Annotated in this window: 24 protein-coding genes and 1 pseudogene; 14 read left to right on the top strand and 11 right to left on the bottom strand. The window is 65.1% G+C overall.

Annotated features, from left to right (window positions below):
- Nucleotides 1-3 precede the first annotated feature (3 nt).
- A complete protein-coding gene (locus A7X65_RS16875) occupies nt 4-879 on the bottom strand; it encodes a branched-chain amino acid ABC transporter permease (RefSeq protein WP_063686617.1) in 876 nt (291 codons plus the stop codon).
- A gap of 315 nt (nt 880-1,194) precedes the next feature.
- Between A7X65_RS16875 and A7X65_RS16870 the strand changes: the two are divergent.
- The 5 genes and pseudogenes from A7X65_RS16870 to A7X65_RS16850 all read left to right on the top strand — a co-directional run.
- Nucleotides 1,195-1,890: pseudogene (locus tag A7X65_RS16870) on the top strand (ABC transporter ATP-binding protein); the annotation flags it as partial.
- The gene (locus A7X65_RS16865) at nt 1,887-3,413 is read left to right on the top strand and encodes a hypothetical protein (protein ID WP_063686615.1); all 1,527 of its coding nucleotides are present in this window, start codon (nt 1,887-1,889) and stop codon (nt 3,411-3,413) included. The pseudogene A7X65_RS16870 and the gene A7X65_RS16865, both read left to right, overlap by 4 nt.
- 106 nt (nt 3,414-3,519) lie before the next feature.
- On the top strand, nt 3,520-4,332 hold the full coding sequence (locus A7X65_RS16860) for an MBL fold metallo-hydrolase (RefSeq protein WP_063686613.1): 813 nt from the start codon (nt 3,520-3,522) through the stop codon (nt 4,330-4,332).
- Nucleotides 4,333-4,397: 65 nt separating this feature from the next.
- Nucleotides 4,398-4,919 carry a hypothetical protein gene (locus tag A7X65_RS16855; protein WP_063687746.1) on the top strand — a complete coding sequence of 174 codons (522 nt, stop codon included), beginning with the start codon at nt 4,398-4,400 and terminating at the stop codon, nt 4,917-4,919.
- Between the two features lie 327 nt (nt 4,920-5,246).
- Complete coding sequence (locus A7X65_RS16850; protein ID WP_063686611.1) at nt 5,247-6,299, top strand: amidohydrolase family protein; 1,053 nt, start codon at nt 5,247-5,249, stop codon at nt 6,297-6,299.
- Between the two features lie 81 nt (nt 6,300-6,380).
- Here the strand turns inward: A7X65_RS16850 and A7X65_RS16845 are convergent, their stop codons facing one another.
- The gene (locus A7X65_RS16845; RefSeq protein WP_063686609.1) at nt 6,381-6,836 is read right to left on the bottom strand and encodes a cupin domain-containing protein; all 456 of its coding nucleotides are present in this window, start codon (nt 6,834-6,836) and stop codon (nt 6,381-6,383) included.
- 236 nt (nt 6,837-7,072) lie between these two features.
- Between A7X65_RS16845 and A7X65_RS16840 the strand changes: the two genes are divergently transcribed.
- The gene (locus tag A7X65_RS16840; protein WP_063686607.1) at nt 7,073-7,627 is read left to right on the top strand and encodes a hypothetical protein; all 555 of its coding nucleotides are present in this window, start codon (nt 7,073-7,075) and stop codon (nt 7,625-7,627) included.
- Nucleotides 7,628-7,800: 173 nt separating this feature from the next.
- Here the strand turns inward: A7X65_RS16840 and A7X65_RS16835 are convergent, their stop codons facing one another.
- On the bottom strand, nt 7,801-9,057 hold the full coding sequence (locus tag A7X65_RS16835; RefSeq protein ID WP_063686605.1) for an aminopeptidase: 1,257 nt from the start codon (nt 9,055-9,057) through the stop codon (nt 7,801-7,803).
- Between the two features lie 113 nt (nt 9,058-9,170).
- Complete coding sequence (locus A7X65_RS16830; protein WP_063686604.1) at nt 9,171-10,532, bottom strand: class-II fumarase/aspartase family protein; 1,362 nt, start codon at nt 10,530-10,532, stop codon at nt 9,171-9,173.
- 287 nt (nt 10,533-10,819) lie between these two features.
- On the opposite strand from A7X65_RS16830, the gene A7X65_RS16825 reads away from it, so the two are divergent.
- Together A7X65_RS16825 and A7X65_RS16820 are read left to right on the top strand one after the other, a co-directional pair.
- On the top strand, nt 10,820-11,227 hold the full coding sequence (locus tag A7X65_RS16825; RefSeq protein WP_063686602.1) for a BA14K family protein: 408 nt from the start codon (nt 10,820-10,822) through the stop codon (nt 11,225-11,227).
- Between the two features lie 310 nt (nt 11,228-11,537).
- Nucleotides 11,538-13,169: a winged helix-turn-helix domain-containing protein gene (locus tag A7X65_RS16820; protein ID WP_063686600.1), complete on the top strand. Its 1,632-nt coding sequence runs from the start codon at nt 11,538-11,540 to the stop codon at nt 13,167-13,169.
- Nucleotides 13,170-13,407: 238 nt separating this feature from the next.
- Here the strand turns inward: A7X65_RS16820 and A7X65_RS16815 are convergent, their stop codons facing one another.
- Both A7X65_RS16815 and mddA read right to left on the bottom strand, forming a co-directional pair.
- A complete protein-coding gene (locus A7X65_RS16815; protein ID WP_063686595.1) occupies nt 13,408-13,830 on the bottom strand; it encodes a GFA family protein in 423 nt (140 codons plus the stop codon).
- Nucleotides 13,831-14,049: 219 nt separating this feature from the next.
- The gene (gene mddA, locus A7X65_RS16810; RefSeq protein ID WP_063686593.1) at nt 14,050-14,838 is read right to left on the bottom strand and encodes a methanethiol S-methyltransferase; all 789 of its coding nucleotides are present in this window, start codon (nt 14,836-14,838) and stop codon (nt 14,050-14,052) included.
- Between the two features lie 133 nt (nt 14,839-14,971).
- Here mddA and A7X65_RS16805 point away from each other — a divergent pair, with 133 nt between their 5' ends.
- Nucleotides 14,972-16,522: a winged helix-turn-helix domain-containing tetratricopeptide repeat protein gene (locus A7X65_RS16805; RefSeq protein ID WP_063686591.1), complete on the top strand. Its 1,551-nt coding sequence runs from the start codon at nt 14,972-14,974 to the stop codon at nt 16,520-16,522.
- Nucleotides 16,523-16,543: 21 nt separating this feature from the next.
- On the opposite strand, the gene irr is transcribed toward A7X65_RS16805, so the two are convergent.
- Entirely contained in the window at nt 16,544-17,023 is a 480-nt protein-coding gene (gene irr / locus A7X65_RS16800; protein WP_063686589.1) for a Fur family transcriptional regulator Irr, read from the bottom strand.
- Between the two features lie 180 nt (nt 17,024-17,203).
- Between irr and A7X65_RS16795 the strand changes: the two genes are divergently transcribed.
- A complete protein-coding gene (locus A7X65_RS16795; protein ID WP_063686587.1) occupies nt 17,204-17,515 on the top strand; it encodes a hypothetical protein in 312 nt (103 codons plus the stop codon).
- A 3-nt stretch (nt 17,516-17,518) separates the two neighbouring features.
- On the opposite strand, the gene A7X65_RS16790 is transcribed toward A7X65_RS16795, so the two are convergent.
- The 3 genes from A7X65_RS16790 to A7X65_RS16780 form a co-directional block, all read right to left on the bottom strand.
- A complete protein-coding gene (locus A7X65_RS16790; RefSeq protein WP_063687745.1) occupies nt 17,519-18,088 on the bottom strand; it encodes a DUF2147 domain-containing protein in 570 nt (189 codons plus the stop codon).
- 28 nt (nt 18,089-18,116) lie between these two features.
- Complete coding sequence (locus A7X65_RS16785; RefSeq protein WP_063686585.1) at nt 18,117-18,779, bottom strand: DUF3313 domain-containing protein; 663 nt, start codon at nt 18,777-18,779, stop codon at nt 18,117-18,119.
- A gap of 268 nt (nt 18,780-19,047) precedes the next feature.
- Nucleotides 19,048-19,686, bottom strand: coding sequence for a TetR/AcrR family transcriptional regulator (locus A7X65_RS16780; protein ID WP_063686583.1), 639 nt, complete (start codon nt 19,684-19,686; stop codon nt 19,048-19,050).
- 216 nt (nt 19,687-19,902) lie between these two features.
- On the opposite strand from A7X65_RS16780, the gene A7X65_RS16775 reads away from it, so the two are divergent.
- The 4 genes from A7X65_RS16775 (at nt 19,903) to A7X65_RS16760 (ending at nt 25,096) form a co-directional block, all read left to right on the top strand.
- Entirely contained in the window at nt 19,903-21,465 is a 1,563-nt protein-coding gene (locus tag A7X65_RS16775) for an ABC transporter substrate-binding protein (protein ID WP_063686581.1), read from the top strand.
- 201 nt (nt 21,466-21,666) lie between these two features.
- Complete coding sequence (locus tag A7X65_RS16770; RefSeq protein WP_063686579.1) at nt 21,667-22,638, top strand: ABC transporter permease; 972 nt, start codon at nt 21,667-21,669, stop codon at nt 22,636-22,638.
- On the top strand, nt 22,635-23,474 hold the full coding sequence (locus tag A7X65_RS16765) for an ABC transporter permease (RefSeq protein ID WP_063686577.1): 840 nt from the start codon (nt 22,635-22,637) through the stop codon (nt 23,472-23,474). Before A7X65_RS16770 ends, A7X65_RS16765 begins: the two co-directional genes overlap by 4 nt.
- 2 nt (nt 23,475-23,476) lie before the next feature.
- Entirely contained in the window at nt 23,477-25,096 is a 1,620-nt protein-coding gene (locus tag A7X65_RS16760; RefSeq protein WP_063687744.1) for an ABC transporter ATP-binding protein, read from the top strand.
- Nucleotides 25,097-25,114: 18 nt separating this feature from the next.
- Here A7X65_RS16760 and A7X65_RS43140 read toward each other — a convergent pair whose 3' ends face one another.
- On the bottom strand, nt 25,115-25,393 hold the full coding sequence (locus A7X65_RS43140) for a hypothetical protein (RefSeq protein WP_082884963.1): 279 nt from the start codon (nt 25,391-25,393) through the stop codon (nt 25,115-25,117).
- Nucleotides 25,394-25,495: the final 102 nt, after the last annotated feature.

Raw genomic sequence — 25,495 nt, 5'->3', positions numbered from 1 at the left:
CGTTCAGACCTTCTTGCGGACGTGCAGGCCGAACAGGCCTTCAGGTTTCAGCAGCAGAACGGCGAGCAGAACGATGTAGGGCGCAACGTCCTTCCAGCCCTCCGCCAGATAGAAGCCGGCCATGCTCTCGATCACCCCGATCAGGACGCCGCCGACCACAGCGCCCGGGATCGAGCCGAAGCCGCCGAGCACCGCGGCGGGAAAGGCCTTGAGCCCGAGCACGAGACCGACATTGGAGTGGATGAAGGTGATCGGCGCCAGCAGCACGCCGGCGGCGGTCGCCACCGCCGCGCTGATCGCCCAGACGATCGACACCACGCGCTTGACCGGAATGCCCATGTAATAGGCCGCCAGCATGTTCTCGGAGCTGGCGCGCATCGCGGTGCCGAGCGTGGTCTTGTTGAAGAAGAGATAGAGCAGCGTGCACAGGATCATCGTCGCCGCGATCACCGACAGCTTGTCGTAGGCGAGCACCAGCGAGCCGATCCGCAACACGCCCTGGCTGAACGGCGTCTCGATCTTCAGGTCATCGGTGCCCCAGATCATGCCGGCGATCGAGCGCAGGAAATAGCCGAGGCCGATCGTCGCCATGATGATGGAGAATTGCGGGTAGCCGAGGATCGGCCGCACCACCACGCGTTCGGCCAGCATTCCGAACAGGGCCATGGCCGCCACCGCACCGGCAAAGCCGACCCAGTAGTTCAGGCCCATCATGCCGATGAAGGTGAAGGCGAAGAAGCCGCCCAGCATCATCAGATCGCCCTGGGCGAAATTGACGACCTCGGTGGCCTTGTAGACGAGCACGAAGCCGAGCGCGATCAGGCCGTAGACGCAGCCGAGCGCAACACCGCTGACCAGCTGCTGAACGAAATCCAGCATTGCCGCGCATCCTCCCGATGCAACGGTGGCTCTTTTGGCCGCCTTGTCGCATCTTGTGTCCAGTCGCTACGCAGTCGTTTCGCCGCGTTAGCTCCATTTGTCCCGGCGCCAATTCAGCCTGAAGGCCCGCGCGCTGTCAACAAACGGTGACTTGCCTTTAGTCCAAGCCGCATGCCGGAATTTGCGGTAAAGAGATTCACCCTGCCGAAATATCTTGGGGTCATGGTCACGGGCGATGCAAAACCGGATGGTGTGGCCGTCATGAAGCCGGACAACTCGGCGCTGGAAGTCCTGGGGTTAACGAAGCGTTTTGACCGTCTGGCGGTCGACAGCCTCGATCTCACCATCCGTGCCGGTGAATTCTATGCCCTGGTCGGGCCCAACGGCGCCGGCAAGACCACCACTTTACGCATGGTTGCCGGCCTGCTCCGGCCCGATGCCGGCGCGGTCTCGATCTTCGGCATCGATGCGCTCCAGAACCCCGTCGCCGCCAAGCAGGTCATGGCGTGGGTTTCCGACGAGCCCATGATCTACGACAAGCTCACCCCGCTCGAATATCTCGAATTCGTCGCCGGGCTCTGGGGCATCGCGCCGTCGATCTCGGAACCGGTGGCCGAAGAGCTGCTGAGCTCGCTCGGGCTCGAGCCGCACCGGCACGAGCGCTGCGAGGGCTTTTCCAAGGGCATGCGCCAGAAAGTGGCACTGGCCGGCGCGCTGGTGCACGATCCCCGCCTCATCATTCTCGACGAACCCCTGACGGGACTGGACGCCGTCTCAGCCCGCCACGTGAAGGGTCTGCTCAGCGAGCGCGTGCGCGCCGGCTGCACCGTCATCATGACCACGCACATCCTCGAGGTCGCCGAACGCATGGCCGACCGCATCGGCGTGATCGCCTCCGGCCGCCTGGTCGCGGAAGGCACGCTCACCGAGCTGCGCCAGCAGAACGGCCACGCCGACACGAGCCTGGAAGATCTCTTCATCGCGCTGGTGACGCTGCAGGAAGCCGCATGAGCTCGGCGACCGCGCTGTCCTGGTTTGCCCGCCACGAGTTGCGGCTCGCCTGGCGCGAATGGTTCGCCATGATGACCGGCGGACGGCGCAAGCGGGCGCGCGCCGCCGTCATCGGGCTGCTGTTCTTTGCGGCGCTGCTGCACGTGCCGGCCTGGGCGGTGATCGGCCGTTTCGCCGAGCTGCAGCTGCCGCTCGACAAGTCCTCGCTGATCGTGATCACGGCGACGATCTTCCTGGCCTGGACCCTGATGCTGTCGCAGGCGATCGAATCGGTGACGCGGGTGTTCTACGCCCGCGCCGACCTCGACCTGATCATGTCCTCGCCGGCAACGCTGGCCAATCTGTTCTCGGTCCGCATTGCCGCGATCGCGCTCACCGTCACCGCGATGGCGCTGCTGTTCTCGACGCCCTTCATCGACGTTCTCGTGATCGGCGGAGGCGCGCGCTGGCTCGCGGCGTTCGGCGTCGTCATCGCCATGGGCCTGTCGGCCGCGGCGATCGCGATTGCCGTCACCATCCTCTTGTTCCGCCTGATCGGCCCGGCGCGGACGCGGCTCATCGCCCAGATCCTCGCCGCCATCATCGGCGCCGGTTTCGTGATCGCGCTGCAGGTCGCCGCGATCATGTCCTACGGCACGCTGTCGCGCTTCACCATCCTGACCTCCGGCAGCTTGGCCGCGCACGCCCCCGAAATCGACAGCATCTGGTGGTGGCCGGCGCGGGCGACGATGGGCGACAGCGAGGCGTTGCTGCTGCTTCTCGCGCTCGCCCTCGTGCTGCTCGGAAGCGTGATGGCGATCTTCTCGCACCGCTTTGCCGACACCGCGATCGATGCCGCCGCGTACGGCAGGTCCGGCCGCAGCAAGGCGAAGCACCGCCCGTTCCGCGGCGGATCGCGGCAACAGGCGCTGCGGCGCAAGGAATTCACGCTGCTCTGGCGCGATCCCTGGCTGATCTCGCAGACCCTGATGCAGCTGCTCTATCTGGTGCCGCCGGCGCTACTGCTGTGGCGCAATTTCGCCGACAGCTCCGCGGCGCTGACGCTGATCACGCCTGTCATCGTGATGGCGGCGGGTCAGCTCGCCGGCGGGCTCGCCTGGCTGACGATCTCGGGCGAGGACGCGCCCGACCTGGTCGCGACCGCGCCGTTGACACCGTCCAGCGTCACCCGCGCCAAGATCGAGGTGGTGCTGATCGCGATCGCCGCAATCTTCTGCCCGCTGGTCGCCGCGCTCGCTTTCGCTTCGCCCTTCCAGGCAGCGGTCAGCGCCGGCGCCATCATCATCAGCGCGGCGTCCGCGACCGCGATCCAGCTCTGGTTCCGGGTGCAGGCACGCCGCAGCCAGTTCCGTCGCCGTCAGACCTCCTCGCGGCTTGCGACCTTTGCCGAGGCCTTCTCCTCGATCGGCTGGGCCGCGAGTGCGGCGCTGCTGCTCGCCCTGCCGCTGGCGGGCCTGATCAGCGGCCTGATCACGGCCGGCCTCGTCGCGATCACCTGGAAGTTCAGCCCAAAGCGCGAGTGAGGGACGGAAAGTCCAGGTGCGACACTGACGCGCTGTTGATCGCTAGCTGTTGGCGGCGCGCTGCATTGCACGCTAGAGTTCCCCTTGGCGTCATTGGGGACGGATCATGTGGCGACTGGTTTCGGCGACTGCGGCGCTGTTCGGTGCATTGCTGACACCTGCCCTCGCCCAGCAGCCACAGCGCAGCGAATGCCTGGCAATGGCCAACGCGGCGCCCCGCGTGATGCCGGTGGCGTTCCGGCAGGCGGCCGGCTCGGCTGAAGTCACGATCACCTATGCCGGCCATTCCACCTATTTCATCGACACGCCCGGCGGCTTGCGCATCGCCACCGACTATAGCGGCGCCTATCAGGTCGGGCGGCTGCCCGACGTCGTCACCATGAACCGCGCGCACAGCACGCACTACTCTCTATTTCCTGACAAGCGCATCCCCCATGTGCTGCACGGCTGGAGCGACGACGGCAAGCCCGCCATCGTCTCCGAGCGCATCGGCGACACCTTCGTCCGCAACGTCACCACCGACATCCGCCGCTATTTCGGCGACGATGCCGGCGCCGACATGATCCGCGACGGCAATTCGATCTTCATCTTCGAGGTCGCCGGCCTCTGCATCGGCCATCTCGGCCATCTCCATCACAAGCTCGACGACAGCCATTTTGCCCAGATCGGGCGGCTCGATATCGTGATGGTGCCGATCGACGGCACCTACACGATGTCGCTCGACGGCATCTCGGAGATCACCAAGCGGCTGCGTGCGTCCGTGGTGCTACCGATGCACCGCTTCGCCACGCCGCTCGACGACTTCATGCGCCGGATCGGCCAGCAGTTCGAGATCGACCGGCGCATCGACCGCTCGTTCCGGATGTCGCGCGACGCCCTGCCATCGGCGCCGACGGTGATCATCCTCGACGGCGTCTGACGCGCAATTTTCTCCAAGCCGGTTGTCGGCTGGCCGTGCTGATCTCCTCGCGACAGGAGATCGACATGACTGACTTTGCGAGATTGCTGCACGCAGACGGGCCGAACCCCGAGCACGCGGCGGCGCTTCAACTCTATGGCCGTTTCGTCGGCGACTGGGACGCCGAGATCACGGCCCACGGCCCCGATGGAACGAAGCACGTCGCGCCCGGCGAAATCCATTTCGGCTGGATTCTGGAAGGCCGCGCCGTGCAGGACGTCTGGATCATTCCCCACCCCGCAGGCTCTCAGGTCTTTCCGATCGCCGGCAATTGGTACGGCACGACGCTGCGGGTCTATGATCCCTCGATATCCGCATGGCGGATTTCCTGGTTCGATCCCGCGCGCTCCGTGTTCCGTCAGCAGATCGGCCGCCCGCACGGCGCCGATATCGTGCAGGAGGGCACGACGGACTCGGGCGATCTGACACGCTGGAGTTTTACCGAGATCACCGGCGATTCCTTCCGCTGGCTCGGCGAGGTCAAGCCAGTGGCCGCGACAGATTGGCGGCTCATGGTCGATGTGCGGGCGAAGCGGCGCGAGGCTTAAGCCAGACGTATTCCGGCAGCACCTGTGCACACGCCTCGCCCTTCGAGACGACCGCTGCGCGGTCTCCTCAGGGTGAGGCTGAGCGACATGATCGTCTCCAAAAATGCTGCCGCGCACTCCGCCCTCATCCTGAGGGCCCGCCGCAGACGGGCGTCTCGAAGGATGGCCGCAGAGAGACAGCCTGCAGTCGGCAGCCATCTCCCGCGAAGCGGAAAGAGAGCCCACCTCCTCCACCGCTGCCATGGTGCCCTGAGCAACGCGCGCTGCTGCGTAGCGAGACGAGATGCTAGGCTCCCTGCACAAGAAAATATCAGGGAGCGAACGCCGATGGCTGCAAGTGGTCTGCCCGCCAACACGAGCGGGCTATTCGTCGAGCCGCGCGAGGACTGGCTTGCGCAGCATCAGGAAGAGATCATCGATCCCTCGCGGCCGATCGTCGATCCGCATCACCATCTCTGGAATCGCGGGCACCGTTACCTGATCGAGGAGATGGCTGATGACATCGCCTCCGGCCACAACATCATCGCCACCGTCTATGTCGATTGCCGCTCGATGTATCGCGCGCATGGGCCCGAGGCGTTCCGGCCCGTCGGCGAGGTCGAGTTCGCCAACGGCGTCGCCGCAATGAGCGCGAGCGGCGGTTACGGCAAGGCCGCGATCTGCGCCGGCATCGTCAGCCATGCCAATCTGCTGCTGGGCGACGCCGCAAAGCCGGTGCTGGAAGCCGAGATCGCCGCCGGCAATGGCCGCTTCCGCGGCATAAGGCATTCCTCGGCGTGGGACGAGGACCCCGCCGTCGCCGGCATGTACGCCAACCGGCCACGGGGATTGTTGCAGGACCCGACCTTCCGCAAGGGCTTTGCCTGCCTCGCCCCGCTGAAACTCAGCTTCGACGCCTGGCTGTTTCACCCGCAGATCGGCGAGTTGACCGAGCTGGCACGCGCCTTCCCCGACACCAGGATCGTGCTCGACCATTGCGGCGGCCCGGCCGGGGTCGGCCGCTTCGCCGGACGGCGCGAAGAGGTGTTTCCGCAATGGCGGGCGTCCATTCGTGAGATCGCAAAATGCGAGAACGTGGTGGTGAAGCTCGGCGGCCTGGCGATGCGCCTGCTCGGCTATGATTTCCATCTGCGCGACAAGCCGCCGTCGTCCGAGGAGCTCGCGGCGGCCTGGCGGCCCTATGTCGAGACCTGCATCGAGGCGTTCGGACCCAAGCGCGCGATGTTCGAGAGCAACTTTCCGCCGGACAAGGGCCAGTGCAGCTACCAGGTGATCTTCAACGCCTTCAAGCGGATCGCGGCGCCCTTGAGCGAGGCCGAGAAGACTGCGCTGTTCTCGCAGACCGCGACCGAATTCTACCGGCTCGAACTGCCGGCCTGACGAGAAGAGGGGCCGGGATGTTGATCCCGACCCCTCTTCGTCGTGGCCGCTGGGAAGCGTCCTTGAAACGTTGTTGGAAGACTAGCCCGCTCCCATCAGCGAGGCCGGACGGCGCTCGCCGGTGGAGACGAACATCTTCTTGAGCTTGTTCACCACGCGGATCAGGAAGCCGATCATCACGGGGTTGGTCTTGCGGCAGAAGGCGATCTTCTTGACGTAGCCCTCGACATGCCATTTGGCATGTGCGCCGTCGCGGAAGAAGATGACGTCGCCGGGACCGTAGCGCTTCGGCGGCATGCCGTCGCTCTCGAGCACGATCGATCCTTCCATGATCATGATCGTCTCGTCGATGTCGTAGTACCAGTTGAAGCGGCCCTCGGTGCAATGCCAGATGATGGTCGAAGCGGTGCCGTCGGCGCTGGTGGAGAGAATGTGCGAGCGCGACACCGGGTTGCCCTCGATGATCCAGGACGGCTCGATCGGCCGCAGCTCGAGATCCACATTGCAACTACTGATTTCAATCAATGCGCGCGACATCTGCTTCCCCAGGGGATATAATATGGGTTGCCGGGTCTCGGCCCGGAATGTTTCAAAAGATGTTGGGAACGCTAGTAGGCGGTTTTTAATTCTTTCTTACGCAGGCCCCGACAATCAGCCGCAAGTTGCAGGTGCGAAGCGGTTAACGTCTCGATTTCCCTGCGAATTCGCGCACATGAACCCTTCTTTTCCGGGGTGCGACAAAGTGCGCGAAGTATCAGGAAGGAGCCCTAAAGATGCCGCTGACCCTGGAGCTCATGACAGCCAAAGGCGAGGTCGCCGCCCGGCTCGGCGAATTCGATCTGTCCTTCGCGCCGGACGATGAACCCTGGTTCACCATCGACGGCATCGAGAGCCCCCGGCAGATCGGCAGTGACGGCTCCGGCGGCGCCTTCGTGCTGCTGCCGTCACAGAATGTGCTTTACGTGTCATCGGAGGGCCGCGCGGGCATCATCGCGGAGAGCTTCGAGGCGTTCATCCAGCTCATCATCGCCCGCCCCTACTGGCTCGACATCCTCAAATTCTCGGCCGGCGGCGACCTCGCCGAGATGCGGCGCGCGGCGGATGCGCTGGAGGCGACACGCGACGACGAGGACGACATCAACGAAGCCAGAGACGAAATTCGCGGCGCACTCGAATTGCCGGAGGCCGGCGATCCCATCGGGGCGCTCTACGAGGCGGTCGCGGCGTCCGATGCGATCGTGCGCGCTACCGACGGCAGCCCGTTCACGACGCTGTTCAATCGCTTCAGCATCGACAACAACCGGATGCTGCGCAACGCGGCGGCGTGAAGGGACGTTATGCTGACGTTTGGCGTTTGAACGTTCCACGATCGCGTCATGGCCGGGCATAGCCGTCTAAAGGACGGCGTCGCTTCCGCTCGCCTATGTCCCGGCCATCCACGTCTTAACCGCGCATGAAGAACGTGGATGCCCGGGACAAGCCCGGGCATGACGAGCAGGCCTTACTTCGCCCACTCGCCCTTGCGGAACACCGGGACCTTGCTGCCGTCGGCCAGGATGCCGTCGATGTCGGTCTCGGCGGAGCCGATCATCCAGTCGATATGGATCAGGCTCTGGTTGCCGCCTTGCGCGGCGATCTGCTGCGGCGTGAGCTGCGCGCCGTTGACGAAGCACTTCGAATAGCACTGGCCGAGCGCGATGTGAGAGGCGGCGTTCTCGTCGAACAGCGTGTTGTAGAACAACAATCCACTCTGCGAGATCGGCGAGGAGTGCGGTACCAGCGCCACTTCGCCGAGCCGGCGGGCACCTTCGTCGGTGTCGAGCACCTTGTTCAGCACCTCCGCGCCGCGCGAGGCCTTGGCGTCGACGATCTTGCCGTCCTCGAAGCGCACCGCGATGTTGTCGATCAGCGTGCCCTGGTAGGACAGCGGCTTCGAGCTCACGACATGGCCGTAGACGCGCCGGCAATGCGGCGTGGTGAAGACCTCTTCGGTCGGGATGTTGGCGTTGCAGCTGATGCCGTTCTTGGCGGACGAGGCGCCGCCTTCCCATTCATGTCCGTCGGCGAGCCCGATGGTGAGGTCGACACCCGGTCCGTTGTATTGCAGCGCGCGGAAGCGCTGGCCGTTGAGCCAGTTGGTGCGCTCGCGCAGCACCGCATTGTGGCTCGCCCAGTTGCCGATGGCGTCCTCGCGGTCGACACGGGAGGCCGCGAAGATCGCATCCGCCAGCTTGCCGATCGCAACGTCTTCGGGATCGTTGGGGAACACCTGTTTCGCCCAGGACGGGCTCGGATAGGCGATGATGTTCCAGTTGGTGTCGAAATTGACGATCTTTTCCAGCGCCGGCTGATAGGCCATCGAATTGGCCTTGCTGGCGCGCGCGACCTTGGACGGATCCTCGCCCGACAGCAGCATCGGATTGTCGCCGACGATGGCGAGGCGCGCGGTGTTCTCGGAGAACGCCTTGGCCATGCCCTCATAGAGCCAGTTGGCGGCGCGATCAAAGCTGTTGTCGTGACCGTGGCGGTAGCGCGCCAGCGTCATCTCCTCGTCCGACAGGATCGGCGTCACGATGCCGGCGCCGGCCTTGTAGGCATGCACCGCAATCCGCCGCACCAGCGGCAGCGCAATCGCCGGTGCCGTCAGGAGCAGATCCTGTCCCGGCCGCAGGCCCAAGCCCACCTTCACCGCCACCTCGGCCAGCCGGTCGAGTTTCACGGGATCGATGGGCGTGGCGGTGATGCGTTGATCGGTCATGCCGGGTCCTCTGCCGAAAGTCTCTCGTTCAATCTAAGTCTAGCATCGCGAGACACAAGTATGCGAGCGCCTTGGGACACATGAAAGATACGCAGTTTCACGCATCTTGGTTTTCAACGCGTTGAGGATTTCAGCACCCGGTCGACCATGGCCGGCGCAAGGCCGAGGTAATTTTTCGGTGAGGTGAGCGCCTCGATTGTGGCACGGTCGATGCGACTCGATATCCGGGAATCTGCGGAGAGCGCGTCGGCAAGGCTCGACCCGGTCTCATTGGCCTTTCGGCAGGCGTCATAGACCACGTCATGCGCCTCCTGCCGCCCAAGCTGCGGTGCGAGGCCCATCATGACCGCTTCGGCCACGATCAGGCCGCGGCTGACGGCGAGATTGTCGTTCATCTTCGCCTCGTCCACGATGAGGCCCGCCAGCGCGAACTTCGCCTGATGCAGCGCGCCGGCGCTGAGCACGAAGCTTTCCGGGATCGCCATCCATTCGGCGTGCCAAGGGCCGGTGGCGCGCTCGAAATCCTGCACCATGGCGTCCAGCATCAGGCCGGCGTGCTGGCGCACCGCCTTCGATGCGGCCAGCATCAGTTCCGAAGAGATGGGGTTGCGCTTCTGCGGCATCGTCGAGGAGGCCCCGCGCCCCTTGACGAAGGGCTCGTACACCTCGGCGAACTCGGTCGAGGCCATGATCATGATGTCGAGCGCGATCTTGCCGAGCGAGCCGGTGACGAGTGCGAGGAAGTTCACGGCCTCGGCAAAGCCGTCGCGCGCGACGTGCCAGGTCGAGGCGGGAACGCCGAGCTTCAGCTCCGCGCACAGCGCCTCCTGCACCTCGAAGCCCCTGGTGCCGAGCGAGGCCAGCGTGCCGGCTGCGCCCGCGAACTGGCCGACCAGCACGCGCGGCTTCAATTGTGCCAGCCGTCCGGCATGCCGGTCGAACATCGCGAGCCAGATCGCGGTCTTGTAGCCGAAGGTGATCGGCAGCGCCTGCTGCAGATGGGTGCGGCCCGCCATCGGCGTGTCGCGATAGCGCTTCGAGAGGCCGGCGAGGATCGTGCGCAGCTCGGCGATGTCGCGTTCGACGATCTCGAGCGCGGCGCGCAATTGCAGCACCACGGCGGTGTCCATGATGTCCTGCGTGGTCGCGCCCCAATGCACGTAGCGGCCGGCCTCGCCGCACTGCTTCACCATCTGGTGCACCAGAGGAAGAATCGGATAGCCGACGATGTCGGTCTCCTGCCTGAGCAGGTCGAAGTCGAACGCGGCGACATCGGTGCGCGCCGCGATCTGATCGGCCGCGTCCTGCGGGATCACACCGCAGGCCGCCTCCGCCTTCGCCAGCGCCACCTCGACCTCGGCATAGCGGGCCACCAGCGCGACGTCGGAAAACACCTCGCGCATTTCAGGCGTGCCGAACGCATCGCGGAACAGCATGGAGTCGAGCACGGTGGTCGAGGCGTGGAATGCGGGCATGGCGTTTCTTCGTGGCTGTTGTTTTCTATGCGGCTAGCTTACGCAGGCCACGATGTTCGGCAATGGACATTCGCAGTTCGTCACATGTTCGGTGCGTGCGATCATTCGTAGCCCGCATGAGCGCAGCGATATGCGGGAGCGGCCCCGGATGTCGCTTCGCTCATCCGGGCTACACGGCGCCGCACCGGGCATCGTCATCCTGTCAAAACTTTAATTCAGCGCACTTGCCCGATTGCACTATCACTCGTCATGCGGCGGCTCTCTCGCCGCATGACGAGGAGACCACAATGTTGAAATCGTTTCGCTTCGTTGCTGGAGCTTGTCTGCTTGCGAGCCTGTCGGCGGCAACCCTGACCGCGGCATCGGCCGCTCCGATCGGGCATCCGCTGGCGATGACGCATGCGGGCCAGGGCCAGATCGAGCAGGTGCGCTGGTATGGCCGCCGCGGCTACGGGTGGGGTGGCGGTGCGTTCATCGGCGGCCTCGCGGCCGGTGCGATCATCGGCGGCGCGGTGGCGACGCCTTATTATTATGGCTCGCCCTATTATGCTGGACCGGGCTATCCGCCGCCGCCCGAAGCCTACGGACCGCCGCCGGACGGCGACGTGCAGTACTGCATGCAGCGCTACAAATCCTACAATCCGAACACCGGGACCTATCTCGGCAACGACGGCAGGCGCCATTCCTGCCCGTGACGGCTCCAATCACGCCGTCTTGTAGGCCGGATGAGCGAAGCGACATCCGGGGCCAGGCGGCGACGGTCCCGGATATCGCTTTGCTCATACGGGGTACAATCTCTTCAGTTGCGGGCCAATTGGCCCGCGACAATCTGACCAAAACAGCCACATTCTAATTCAGGTTGTATTCCTCCTCAAAAACCGCATGGCTGCCATCACGCTATCGTGGTGAACCGCCTCGACCGTTCGGAGGACTCACAGACTCCAAGTCGAAATTCATTCTGATTTTATTATTGCCTGATGTCGCTGTGAGGTTCGAGTTTCCGACGTGCAGTTTCTGTTCCGGGATCATCTTCTCGATACTGACCGGCGCGAGCTGAGCCGCGAGCAGGTTCCTATTTCCGTGGAACCGCAGGTTTTCGATCTCGTCGTCCATCTCATGGAAAATCGCGACCGGGTGGTCAGCAAGGACGAGCTGATCGACAAGATCTGGCACGGGCGCAGCGTCTCCGAATCCACCCTGACCAGCCGCATCAACGCGGCCCGCAAGGCGATCGGCGACAATGGCGCGAACCAGGCGCTGATTCGCACCATCGCGCGCAAGGGATTTCGCTTCGTCGGCGACGTCGAGACCAAGCTCGGCGCGGTCGCGCCGGAGATCGGCCGTTTCGTCCAGGCGCCGCAGGCCATGCAAGCGCCGCAAGCCAAGCTCGCGCCGCAGGCCATGCAGGCACCGCAAGTCATGCTCGCCCCGCAGGCCATGCTCGCGCTGCCCGACCGCCCCGCCATCGCCGTGCTGCCCTTCACCAACATGAGCGGCGATCGCGAGCAGGATTACTTCTCCGACGGCATCAGCGAGGACATCATTACCGCGCTGTCGAAGCTGCGCTGGTTCTTCGTCGTCGCGCGCAATTCCTCCTTCATCTACAAGGGCCGCGCCGTGCACATGCACGAGGTCGCGCGCGAGCTCGGCGTGCGCTACGTGGTCGAAGGCAGCGTGCGGCGGAGCGGCGATCGCCTGCGCATCTCGGCCCAGCTCAACGACGTCTCGACCGGCAGCCATCTCTGGGCGGAGCGCTACGACCGCGAGCTCGCCGACATCTTCGCCGTGCAGGACGAGATTACCGAGGCGATCGTCGCCGCGATCGAGCCGCAGCTCTATGCCGCCGAGAGCTTTCGCGCCCAGCAGAAGCCGCCGGGGAGCCTGGATGCCTGGGATCTCGTGATGCGCGCGCTGTCGCATTACTGGCGCATCACGCGCGAGGACAACGCCGCCGCGCAAGCGCTGCTCGAAAAGGCGACCACGATCGACCCCGCCTATGGCAAGGCGCTCGGGCTGCTCGCAACCAGCCATATTTTCGGGGCCCATATGGGCTGGGCCGACATGGCCGCGACCGTGCCGGTCGCGGAACGCGCGGCGCTTGCGGCAGTGGCGGCCGATCGCGAGGACGCCTTCGCCCATCACGGCCTCGCCTATACTTATCTGTTCCGCCGCCGCTTCGTCGATGCGCTGGCGGAGTTCGAGCTGGCCCTGCAGCTCAATCCGAACTTCGCGATGGCGCACGCCTTTTACGGCGTGACATTGTGCTACGCCGGGCGATGGCAGGACGGCGATGCCGCTGCGCGGCGCGCGCTGCAGCTTAGCCCGCGCGACCCGCTCGCGGCGATCTATTGCGGCGTCATCGCCTACGCCCAGTTCATCGGCGGCAACTATGCGGAATGCATCCACATGGCCCGGGAATCGATGCGCCAGCGCGCCGATTTCGTCGGCGCCCATCGCGTGCTGACGGCTGCCGCCGGCATGTCGGGGGATTCCGAGCTTGCGGCCTCCGCACTGGAAGGCCTGCGCCGCACCCAGCCCGGCATTTCGCTGGCCTGGATCACGCGCGAGTTGCCGATGCTGCGGGAAGAGGATCGCGCGCATTATCTGGAAGGATTTCGGCGCGCGGGGATGCGGTAGGGACCCTTCCTCCGCCCGCATGGCAATCGCACGTGATCTGAGAGACAGACGCGATAGCCTTTCAGGTCGTCATGGCCGGGCACAGCCGTCCAAAGGACGGCGTCGCTTCCGCTCGCCTATGTCCCGGCCATCCACGCCTTGATTTGCAGCACAAAGAACGTGGATGCCCGGGACAGGCCCGGGCATGACGACTTCTTGTGAATGCTCGCGCGCTCTTTCAGCGGCGAACGACGAAGAATCACTCCTGCATCATCTCGCCGCTGCCGCCGAACTCGGCCGGAAAATCCTTCAGCTTGGGCAGGCCGTCGCGCATCGGCAGCACGGTCTCGGCGTAGTTGACGTGGACGCCGGGCGTGAAGGCGAGCGTGGGGATGGTCGCGGTGAAGACGTCGATCAGGTCGAGCGGCGGGTGATTCGTCATGAGATGGCCGCCGCACTTCCTGCAGTATTTCCGCTGGCTGAGCGGCGTCTTGGCGAAGGTCTCGACATGCTGCGCGCCCTCGGTGATGCGCACCGCTTCCGGCTTCCACAGGCTGAAGGCGTTCACCGGCCCGCCGGACCAGGACCGGCAGGAACGGCAATGGCAATAACCCATCGCCTCCGGCGCGCCCGTGACCTCGACCGTGACAGCGCCACAGAAGCAGTTTCCGACATGTTTCATTGGTGGTCTCCGTTGATGAAGGGGGATCCTCTCCCCGCTCCTGTTCACACGAAATTCGGTGAAAACGGAGGCAGGGAGAGGCGTCGGGGTGAGGGGGAATCGCCCCGGGGACGTTGAGGGGACGCACGGCTGCGAGGCTTGGGTTACAAGGCCTGCGTTACCCGGCTCCGCGCCGTCCTGCGTCCTCCTTTCGGGGGACGCGGCGGAACGACGCTGCGGCTATACCGATCGGCGCCAGGGAATAAGCATCGACACCCGTTGTTTGTACTGCCGGTAATCGTCGCCGAAGAGATCGACGAGGTCGCGCTCCTCCAGTGCGATGCCGACGAAGATGTAGAGCGTGGTCACGGCCGCGAACAGCAGATGTCCCACCGTCATGACTGGCGCCGCCCAGAACGCGACGATGAAGCCGAGATAGATCGGATGACGCACGAACTTGTAGAGCAGCGGCGTCTTGAAGCGCGGCGGCGACGTTTCCTTGCCGACGAGGTGATTGGTCACCTGGTTCAAGCCGAACAACTCGAAATGATTGATGATGAAGGTCGAGGTGAACACCAGCACCCAGCCCGCGAAGGACAGCGTGACCAGCGTCACGGCAAAGTCCGGGTTCTCGACCTCCCATACGACCGCCGGCAGCGGACGCCACTGCCAGAACAGGAGCAGCAATGAGAGGCTCGCGAACAACACATAGGTCGAGCGCTCGACCGGCCTGGGGACGTACTGCGTCCACCACGCCTTGAATTGCTGCCGCGCCATCACACTGTGTTGAACCGCGAACAGCGACATCAGCAGCAGATTGATGACGAGTGCGCGAACGACGGGCGCTTCGGCCCCGGTGTCGATGGTCTTCGGCACCATCAGCCCCATCACGAAGCCGATAGCGTAGAGAATGGTGACGAAAAAGACGAGATATGCCGCAATTCCGTACAGAAAGGCGATGAACTTGAAAATGCGAGAGCCCGCAACCTCCGGGCCGATGGAATGAACCTGGTGATCAATTTGGGTCATAGAACGCTCCGTTGTGCCGAGGCATCGGCACTGTTTGGTCTTCTCACCATGCCGGATCGAACGGCCCCAGACTTTTGCGGACGGTTGATTTTCGCCTGAGACGACTTTGATTTTTGCTTGAGACGACAGAAACGTGCGATTTTCCTTTGAAAACAACGTCCTCGACGCCGACTTGCGCGAACTGACCTGCGCCGGAGTAGCCGTGCCGTTGCAGCCGCAGGTGTTCGATCTCCTGCTTTACCTCGTCGCGCAACGCGCCCGTGTGGTCAGCAAGGATGACCTGATCAGCCAGATCTGGAGCGACCGCATCGTCTCGGATTCCGCCCTGAACAGCCGGATCAACGCCGCGCGCAAGGCGCTCGGCGACGACGGCGCGACCCAGCGGCTGATCAAGACGATCCCGCGCAAGGGCTTCCGCTTCGTCGCCGACGTCCGGGAAGAGGCGGCAGCCGCGCCTGTTCCCGCCGAGCCCGCCACGGTGCGGCCGCGCGCGGCGGCGGACCGGCCGGCGATCGCGGTGCTCGCCTTCGAGAACATGAGCGGCGATCCCGCTCAGGACTATTTCGGCGACGGCATCAGCGAGGACATCCTCACCGCGCTGTCGCGACAGCGCTGGTTCATGGTGATCGCCCGCAACTCGTCCTTCACCTACAAGGGCCGGCCGGTCCACATCAGGCAGATCGCCGAGGAGCTCGGCGTCCGCTACATCGTCGAAGGCAGCGTGCGCAAGGCGGACAACCGCGTGCGGATCACGGCGCAGCTCAACGACGCCACCACGGGCAGCCATCTCTGGGCCGAGCGTTACGACCGCGACCTCGTCGACGTCTTCGCCGTGCAGGACGAGATCACCAACGCGATCGCCGCGGCGATCGAGCCGCAGATCCACGCCGCGGAAAATTTCCGCAGCCATCGCAAGCCGCCGGCGAGCCTCGATGCCTGGGACCTGCTGATGCGCGCGCTGTCGCATTACTGGCGCGTGACCCGGCAGGACCACGAGATTGCGAAAGCGCTGCTCGAGCGCGCGATCGCGATCGATCCGAATTACGGCCAGGCGCTCTCGGTGCTGGCCGTAAACCACATGTTCGGCGTGCATCTCGGCTGGACCGAGCTTGCCGCCGCCGCTCCGGCCGCGGAAGCCGCCGCGCTCGCCGCGGTGCGCTGCGACCATGAGGATGCCTGGGCACATGCCGCGCTCGGCAGCGTCTACTTCTCGACCCGCAGGCTTGCGGATGCGTTGTCCGAGTTCGAGCAGGCCCTGGCGCTCAATCCGAACTTCTCGCTGGCACAGGGCTATTGCGCGCTGGTGCTGTCTTATGCCGGGCGGCCGAAAGAATCGTTTGCGGCGGCGCAGAGGGCGATCCGGCTCTCGCCGCGCGATCCGTCGCTGGGAATTTATTACGGCATCGCCGGCTATGCGCGCTTCACCGAGCGGCAATATGACGAGGCCATTGCACTCGCCCGCGAGGCGATCCGCCATCGCGGCGACCTCACGGGCGCCTACCGTGTTCTCGCCGTCTCGGCCGGCATGACCGGCGACGGCGCGCTTGCGGAGATGGCGCTCGGCGAGCTCCGCCGCACCCAGCCGGGCATCTCGCTGCACTGGATCGCAACGCAGCTGCCCTGGGCCAGCGACGCCGATCGCGAGCACTATCTGGAGGGATTCCGGCGCGCCGGATTGCGGTGAGGCGCGCGCTCAGAAGCTACGCTACACGCGCTTCCGGCGAAGATGGACGATGACGTCGAGCCGCGCGATCTCGTGGCCGGGGAGTGCCTCGGGCATCCTGTTGAAGGTCAGTCCGTCGGCGACGTCCACCAGCACGTCCTCGCCTTCGAGATAGAAGTGCGGATGCACCGACGTGTCGGTGTCGAAGAACGACTTGATGCCGTCGGCCGCGATCCGGCGCAGCAGGCCGGCTTCCGTGAACTGGTTCAGCGTGTTGTAGACGGTCGCGAGGGACAGATAGTTGTTCGCCGCCATCGCCTCCTCATAGAGGATTTCCGCGGTGACATGACGGTGGCCGCGCAGGAACAGCAACCGGCCGAGCGCCAGGCGCTGGCGGGTTGGCCGCAGGCCGGCATCGACGAGCAATTGCAGGCATTGCTGCATCCCCTCGTCCACCTCCGGTCCGGCGATTTCAGGTCCGCCGTCGTTGCCGGCAGGAATAGCCGTGGCGTGCATGTCCATCGATCGTCTCACGTCTGCAAGAACCGGGACGCGCAACACGCGATCCCAGTTGCTATTGGATCGCAGAAGCGGCGGGCTGGCTTTGATCCGGATCAAATTTGGCGCCACCCCGCCTCTGACCTATCGCAAGGCGGACCGGTTTATTCCCGGCCAGACTGTGCCGGCATCGATGAGGCTCACATGTCCAGGCCCGTTCCCGACAAGGCAGAGGTTGCGCTCGAATACCCCGACAAGTTCTATGTCGGCACCTTCGAGCATTCATCCCGCTTCGAGGCGCGGCTCGACGGCAGCGGCGTTGCGCTCGTGCTACAGCATCCGGGCGCAGCCGACGAACGCAAGTCGGTGCATCTGCACATCAACTTCGGGCTGCTGGCCGGCATCCTCAGGGAGCTCGCCAGCAGTGTGGCCGCGCTGCCCAAGGACGATATCGCCCATCGCGAGCAGCTCGCCGACGCACTCGACGAATTGCGACGGGCGCTGCGGACCTCCTGACGGCTACTTCCCCTTCACTGGGATCGGCTTCGGAGCCGGCACTGCCGCCCACTCCTTGTCAGCGCGCGGACCGTTGAGATCGCCGGTCAGGCCGACAAGCTGGCCGGGCAGCACGTCGAGCGTCTGCTGCCAGGTCTGGGTCTGGCACAGGAATTTGATGAGGCATCCCTTCAGCTTCAGGCGATCGCCGGATTCGCGCCAAAGCGACACCGAGTAGAACTTGCCGTCTTCGGCATTGTAGATGTCGCCGGCAAACCGGCCCTCGGGCGTAGCCTGCAGGCCCATGATGAGCTGGTGGCCGAGCAGCGTGCGGGCGCGCTTGTCCGCATCAGGGTTTTCCTTGTCGCGATAGGGCTGGCCGCGCTTGTCGGCCGGCTCCTTCATCCAGACGATGAAGCCGCAGATGCGGTCGCGCGACGGGCCGCAGCGTTCGAGCCGGATGCGGGTGCGGCCGTCCTCGACAAGCCACGTGCCGCTTGGATCGGGCGGCGGGGCGGCACCCGCGCGGCCGCCGATGATCATCATCGCGACGGTGATCGCGACGCGCAGCACGAAGCGAAGGAGAAGGTTCATCTGCATGCCTTTCGTTGAGGGGGTCGCGTCAGTTCAGTTGCGCCATCAGCGCATCGGCGCCCTTGTCGAGGCCGGCGGTGGCAGCCGCGAGGGCACCGACGCTGGCCTTGATGTCGTAGGCGCCGGGGTATTGCTTGGTGACGTAGGCCGAGACCAGGCGAGAGGTCGAAGCGTCGAAGATCTCGACGCCGTAGATGACCGAGCCGGTCATCATCCCCTCGCCGCCGCGCGCCGCCTGCACGCCGTTGTAGACCGCGCCGGCCATGTCGAAGCGGGACAGCGTGCCGAGCACCGGCGTGTTGGTGACCGCGCCGGTCAGCGTCAGCCGGATGCGGAGCGTGTTTGGCCCGCGTTCGCGCACCAGGGCGAAGCGGCTGCGCAGCCGATCGGCGAAACAGTTCTGCATGTAGGCGGCGAGCGTCGCCTTGTCCTTGTCGGACATGTCGCCGAACTGGTGATCCCTGCCGCGATAGACCACGACGGGATCGAGGATCACTTTATTATACGTGCGCCAATCGACCGGCGTGGAGTAGCGGTAGGGCACGCGGCCGGAGGCGTCCGACTTGTCCGGGGCCATGTAGGCCGACGACGCCATCTCCGAGTAGGGCACCGGCGCCACGGTCGCGCAGCCGGCCGAGGCCAGGCAAAGCGCCATCGTTGCCAGACCGCGCAGGGCGATCGAGCGATCCATTCCAGACTCCTCTTGCGGCTTGCCGGCTGCGCCGATCCTTGGGATTGCGGTGACGACCGCAGCCGCGGTTGGGACCAGACGCGGCTGCGGCGCTCACCAGTGCCGGCCCGAGGCATCGTCCGGGGCCTTTTCGGATGCCAGTGGGCCGTCTCAGTGTTTCCGTTTATAAAACCGACTGGGCGGTTTGTAAAGTTCAAAATTCACGGGTTGGTGCATTTGGCCGCAGGCGCGGTTTTGGGCAGTTAACGGGAGGACTGTTGACGATGCATCAGGCGCGTTTGCGCGGGCCCGCGGCCTTCGTCGCCGATGGCACGGAGGATTTGGCGGCACGCTTTCCGGCCGGCTGTTCGAGGCCGCTCCACTGTCCGTCGTCGAGCAGGCGCGCGAACAGCCGCTGGTGCTCTTCCTTGCCGAGCGGCGACATGCCGAACAACGCGCTCAGCAGCAGCCCCATCGCTCCGGCCCAGCGCAGCATGGCAAGATCGGGATCGGCGGCCTCCTCCCTGATCGCCGCCATCCGCTCCATCTCACGCTCGCGCGGCAACGCCATCAGGCGGGGATTCTCCACCATGGCCGCAACCAGCGCCAGCGCGGCGGAATTCGGCGAGGTCGCCGCTTCCCTGATGGTCGCGAGCTGCGTCGCCAGATTGGGACTCGCGGAGGATTCGCTCACCTTCGCCATGTAGCGGGTCGAGAATTCCTCGAAATGCGCCATCTGCCGCTCGAGCAAGGCCTTCAGCACCGCTTCCTTGGTTCGGAACTGGTGCATCACCCCGCCCTTGCTGAGGCCGCTCTCGCGCGCGATCGCATCGAGCGTCAGCCGGCCAGGCCCATCGCGCGCAATGATGGCGATAGCCGCTTCGAGCGCAGCGTTGCGGGACCGTTCGGAGCGCGTGGCATTGTCCATGGCGGACTTGTCTCCCGTGTCACGGGAATGAATCAAGTGAAAACAAGACGCGCTGTACATTTTTTGTGCGAACACTGTCGAGACTTTCATCTTGCGGCGCCGAACGGGACTATGTGAGCCTCGATATCGGATGGGGACTGGGATGGGCCGACCGTCGCTTCGCGCGCCATGACGCGCGATGCGTGCACGGCTGGTCACGCTTGAGAAAGATACGACATGCCGAAAAGAGTGTTGCTTGGTCTCCTCCTGGCTTGCGGGCTCGCGGCCCCGGTTCTTGAACCGGCTCTTGCGCAAGAGCCGAAAACGGGGGGCGTGATCAACGCGGTGATCCAGCCCGAGCCGCCCGGCCTGATGCTCGCGATGATCCAGAACGGTCCGACCCAGATGGTGTCGGGCAACATCTTCGAGGGCCTGTTGCGCTACAGCCCCAAGCTCGAGCCGCTTCCGGAGCTCGCGGAGAGCTGGACCGTCAGCGAGGATGCCAAGACCTACACCTTCAAGCTCAGGAAGGGCGTCACCTGGCATGACGGCAAGCCCTTCACCGCCGCGGACGTGCTGTTCTCGATGGAGATGTTGAAGCAGACCCACGCCCGCGCCCGCACCAACCTGGCACAGGTCGACAAGGTCGAGGCGCCGGACGACACCACGGTGGTGTTCACGCTGAAGCAGCCGTTCGGCCCGTTCCTCGGCATCTTCGAGGTCGGCTCGATGCCGATCGTGCCGAAGCATCTCTACGAGGGCACCGACTGGAAGACCAATCCTTACAACAACGCGCCCGTGGGCACCGGCCCCTTCATGTTCAAGGAATGGCAGAAGGGCTCTTTCATCCGCCTGGTCAAGAACCCGAACTATTACGAGAAGGGCAAGCCCTATATCGACGAGATCTACTGGCAGATCATCCCCGACGCCGCCGCGCGCTCGGTGGCGTATGAGACCGGAAAGGTCGACGTGCTGCCCGGCGGCTCGGTCGAGAATTTCGACGTCCCGCGGCTGTCGAAGCTGAAGGACACCTGCGTCACCGGCGCCGGCTGGGAGTTCTTCTCGCCGCTGTCCTGGCTGTGGCTGAACAACCGCCAGGGTCCGCTCGCCGACAAGCGCGTGCGTCAGGCGGTCATGTACGCGATCGACCGCGATTTCGCCAAGGACGTGATCTGGAACGGGCTCGGCAAGGTTGCGACCGGCCCGTCCGCCTCGACCATCAAGTATTACACCGACGACGTGAAGAAGTATCCGTACGATCCGGCCAAGGCCAAGGCACTGCTGAAGGAAGCCGGCTACAAGGGCGAGAAGATCCGCCTGCTGCCGCTCGCCTATGGCGAGACCTGGCAGCGCTGGGGTGAAGCGGTGAAGCAGAACCTTCAGGACGTCGGCATGAACATCGAGACCATCGCCACCGACGTTGCCGGCGGCAACCAGAAGATCGGCGATTGGGATTACGACATCGCCTTCACCTATCTCTACCAGTACGGCGATCCCGCGCTCGGCGTCGGCCGCAACTACATCTCCAGCAACATCGCCAAGGGCCAGGTGTTCAACAATGTCGAGGGTTACTCCAACCCCGAGATCGACAAGCTCTTCGCCGACGGCGCGGTTGCCACGCCCGACTCCAAGCGCAAGGAGATCTACGAGAAGGCGCAGAAGATCCTGGTCGAGGACGTGCCGGTGGCCTGGATGCTCGAGCTGCAATTCCCGACCATCACGCGCTGCAAGGTCAAGAACCTGATCACCACGGGGATCGGGGTCAATGACGGCTTCAAGGACGCATGGCTCGACAAGTGAGCCTCTTCCTTCACCTCTCCCCGCTTGCGGGGAGAGGTCGAATGTGTGCATCGCGCGCATTCGGGTGAGGGGATACGGGTCCATCGGCATTCTCGCATGTGGAGAGAGGCCCCTCACCCCAACCCTCTCCCCGCAAAAGCGGGGCGAGGGAGCGCACTGTCCCAGTGGCTCCAAGTCACGCTACAAGATATGACCCTCTAGATGCTTTCCTTCGTCACACAGCGTGTCCTCAAGGGCGTGATCGTCCTGCTCGCGATCGTCGTCCTCAACTTCTTCCTGATCCGGCTTGCGCCCGGCGATCCCGCGGTGGTGATGGCCGGCGAAGCCGGCGCCAGCGACCCGGTTTTCGTCAAGCAGCTCCGCGAAAAGTTCGGCCTCGACAAGCCGCTGCCGGAGCAGCTCCTCATCTACGTCAAGGGCGTCGCCTCCCTCGACCTCGGCTTCTCGTTCCGCCAGCAGGCGCCGGTCGCAAAGCTGATCGGCGAACGGCTGCCGGCGACGCTGCTGCTGACGCTGACGGCGTTCGCAATCTCGCTGATGCTCGGCGTTCTCTTCGGCACATTTGCCGCGCGCTTTGCCGGGACGTTCCTCGACACGGCCATCACCGTGTTCGCGCTGATCTTCTACGCCATGCCGATATTCTGGGTGGCGCTGATGGGCATCCTGCTGTTCTCGGTCACCATGGATTGGCTGCCGAGCTTCGGTTACGAGACGGTCGGCGCAAATCTCACGGGCCTTGCCCATGCGGTCGACGTCGCAAAGCACCTGATCATGCCGGCGATGACGCTCGGCCTGTTCTTCATGGCGACCTACACCCGCATGACCCGCGCCTCGATGCTGGAGGTGAAGCGGCTCGACTTCGTCAAGACCGCGCGCGCCAAGGGCCTTAGTGACGCCGTGATCCAGCGTCGCCACGTGCTGCGCAACGCACTGCTGCCGGTCGTGACGCTCGCCGGCGTGCATTCCGGCACGCTGATCGGCGGCGCCGTCATCACCGAGACCGTGTTCGCCTGGCCTGGCATCGGGCGGCTGATGTACGACGCCCTGCTGCAGCGCGACTACAATCTGCTGCTCGGCGTCTTCGTGATCTGCTCCGCCATGGTGCTGATCTTCAACCTCATCACCGACCTCGTCTACCGCCTGGTCGACCCGCGCATCGAATTCGCCTCATGAAACAGTTCTGGAAATCGATGCTGCGCAGCCCGAGCGGCGTCATCGGGCTCATCATTCTGGTCCTCGCGATCTCCATCGCGGTGTTCGGACCGATGCTGTTCCCGAACTCGCCCTGGCGCATGGTGCAGCGGCCGTTCCTGCCGCCCTTCACGCTCTCGACGGTGCCGCTCGGCACCGACGCGCTCGGCCGCGACGTGTTCGCGGGCATGATCTTCGGCGCACGCGTGTCGCTGCTGGTCGGTCTCGTCTCCACGCTGGTCGCGCTGGTGGTCGGCGTGCCCATCGGCGCCATGGCCGGCTATTTCGGCGGCAAGACCGACGACGCCCTGATGCGCTTCACCGAATTCTTCCAGACCATTCCGAGCTTCGCGCTCGCGATCGTGCTGGTCGCGATCCTGCAGCCCTCGATCTATTCGATCGTGGCCTCCATCGCGGTGGTGAGCTGGCCGCCGGTCGCCCGCCTCGTGCGCGGCGAGGTGCTGTCGCTGCGCACCCGCGAATATGTCCAGGCGGCAATCGTCACCGGCCAGAGCAACACCTGGATCATCCTGCGCGAGATCCTGCCCAACGCGCTGTCGCCGGTAATCGTGCTGGCCTCGCTGATGGTGGCGACCGCGATCCTGCTGGAATCCTCGCTGGCCTTCCTCGGGCTCGGCGATCCCAACCTGATCTCCTGGGGCTACATGGTCGGCGCCGGCCGCACCGTGATCCGGCAGGCCTGGTGGATCACCGTGTTTCCCGGCGTCGCGATCCTGATCTCGGTGCTCGGCCTCAATCTGATCGGCGAAGGCCTCAACGACGCGCTCAATCCGCGCCTGTCGCGGGAGGGACGCTGATGATGACCGCGCCGCCCGCCGTCTCCATCAAGAATTTGCGGATCGCGCTGCCCAAGGGCGCCGAACGCCCCTTCGCGGTCGACGGCGTCTCGCTCGACCTGCGGCCCGGCAAGATCGTCTGCGTCGTCGGCGAATCCGGCTCCGGCAAGTCGATGTGCGCGCATGCGCTGATGGGCCTGTTGCCGGACACCGTCTCGGTCACGTCGGGCGAGATCCAGTTCGAAGGCCGCGACCTGCTCACGCTCGACGACGACGGCTGGCGCGATCTGCGCGGCCGCCGGCTCGCGATGATCTTCCAGGAGCCGATGACCGCGCTCAATCCGTTGATGCGGATCGGCGACCAGATGGCGGAGATGTTCGAGGCGCACGGCCTGCTGACGCCGAAGGAGCGGCGCGCCAAGGCGCTGTCGCTGGCGCGCGAGGTCGGCCTGCCCGATCCCGAGCGCATCGTGCGCGCCTATCCGCACCAGCTCTCCGGCGGCCAGCGCCAGCGTGCGATGATCGCGATGGCACTCGCGCTCGAGCCCGCCGTGCTGGTCGCGGACGAGCCGACCACCGCGCTCGACGTCACCACGCAGGCGCAGATCCTGAAGCTGATCCGCAACCTCCAGCGTAACCGCAACATGGCGGTGATGTTCATCACCCACGATTTCGGCGTGGTCGCCGATATCGCCGACCAGGTCGTGGTGCTGCGCCACGGCAAGGTCGTGGAGGAAGGCCCCGCCGCAACCGTTTTCAACGAACCGCAGCACGACTACACCAAGGCGCTGCTCGCCGCCGTGCCGTCGATGGACCCGCCCGCCCGCGCCCCGCTCGACGACCAGGCCCGGGCCGTCGAGGTGATCGGTCTGGACAAGACCTATGTCACCTCGGGCGGCTGGTTCCGCGAGGACCGCCGCGTCGATGCCGCGCGCGCGGTCAATTTCAACATCCTCAAGGGCGAGACGCTCGGCCTCGTCGGCGAATCCGGCTCCGGCAAGTCGTCGGTCGCGCGCCTCGTGATGCGGCTGATCGAAGCCGATCGCGGCACGGTGCGGATCGGCGAGACCGACCTGACCTCGCTCTCGGGCAAGGCGCTGCGCACCGAGCGGCATCGCATCCAGATGATCTTCCAGGATCCGTTCGCCTCGCTCAATCCGCGGCGCAAGATCGGCCACATCATCGCCGACGGCCCGATCGCGGCCGGCACCGATCCCAAGGTCGCGTTCGATCGCGCCCGCGATCTGCTCAAGATGGTGGGCCTCGATGCCGGCGCGCTCGAACGCTATCCGCACGAATTCTCCGGCGGCCAACGCCAGCGCATTGGTATCGCGCGCGCGCTCGCGCTCGAACCGGAGATCATCGTCGCGGACGAAGCCGTCTCCGCGCTCGACGTCTCCGTGCAGGCGCAAGTCTTGAGGCTGCTCGAAGACCTCAAGGCGCGCCTCGGCCTGTCGATGCTGTTCATCACCCACGACTTACGCGTCGCGGCACAAATCTGCGACCGCATCGCGGTGATGCAGCGCGGCGCCATCGTCGAGTTGAAGCCGACGGCGCAGCTCTTCGCCGCGCCCGAGCATGCCTATACGCGCGAATTGCTCGCTGCCGTGCCGGGGCGGAAGGAGCGCGCGCCGGCGGCCTGAGGCGGCCGGTCGCAGTTGCTACCTGGGCGGGTTGGTGTTGTTCCAAGTGGGGACTGAGTTGGTCACGCCGACGGAGGGCTGAGTGGACGTTCCGACCGACGGCGCTGTCACCGTCCCGACGGTCTGCCCCGAGCTTCCAATCGTGCCTTGCTGTACTGGTGCTCCCAAGGTGCTGTGCGTGCTGATTTGTGGGCCCGTCGCCGAGCTTTGCGCGCTTGCGGCGAATGGCGCGGCTGCAAATCCGATGGCGATGAGAGCGGCAATGGAACGTCTCGTTCTTGTCGTGACTTGATTCATGGCTTGATCCTTTCGGTGCGGTCCCTCAGTCGCACCAGCCGCTGACTCGTCGACCGCTTGTGCACTGGGTCGATCTACAACTCCACGCACTTCGAAATGTGC

Source organism: Bradyrhizobium stylosanthis (assembly GCF_001641335.1).
GTDB classification, from domain to species: Bacteria; Pseudomonadota; Alphaproteobacteria; order Rhizobiales; family Xanthobacteraceae; genus Bradyrhizobium; species Bradyrhizobium stylosanthis.
This window is presented reverse-complemented; position numbering and strand designations above follow the sequence as displayed.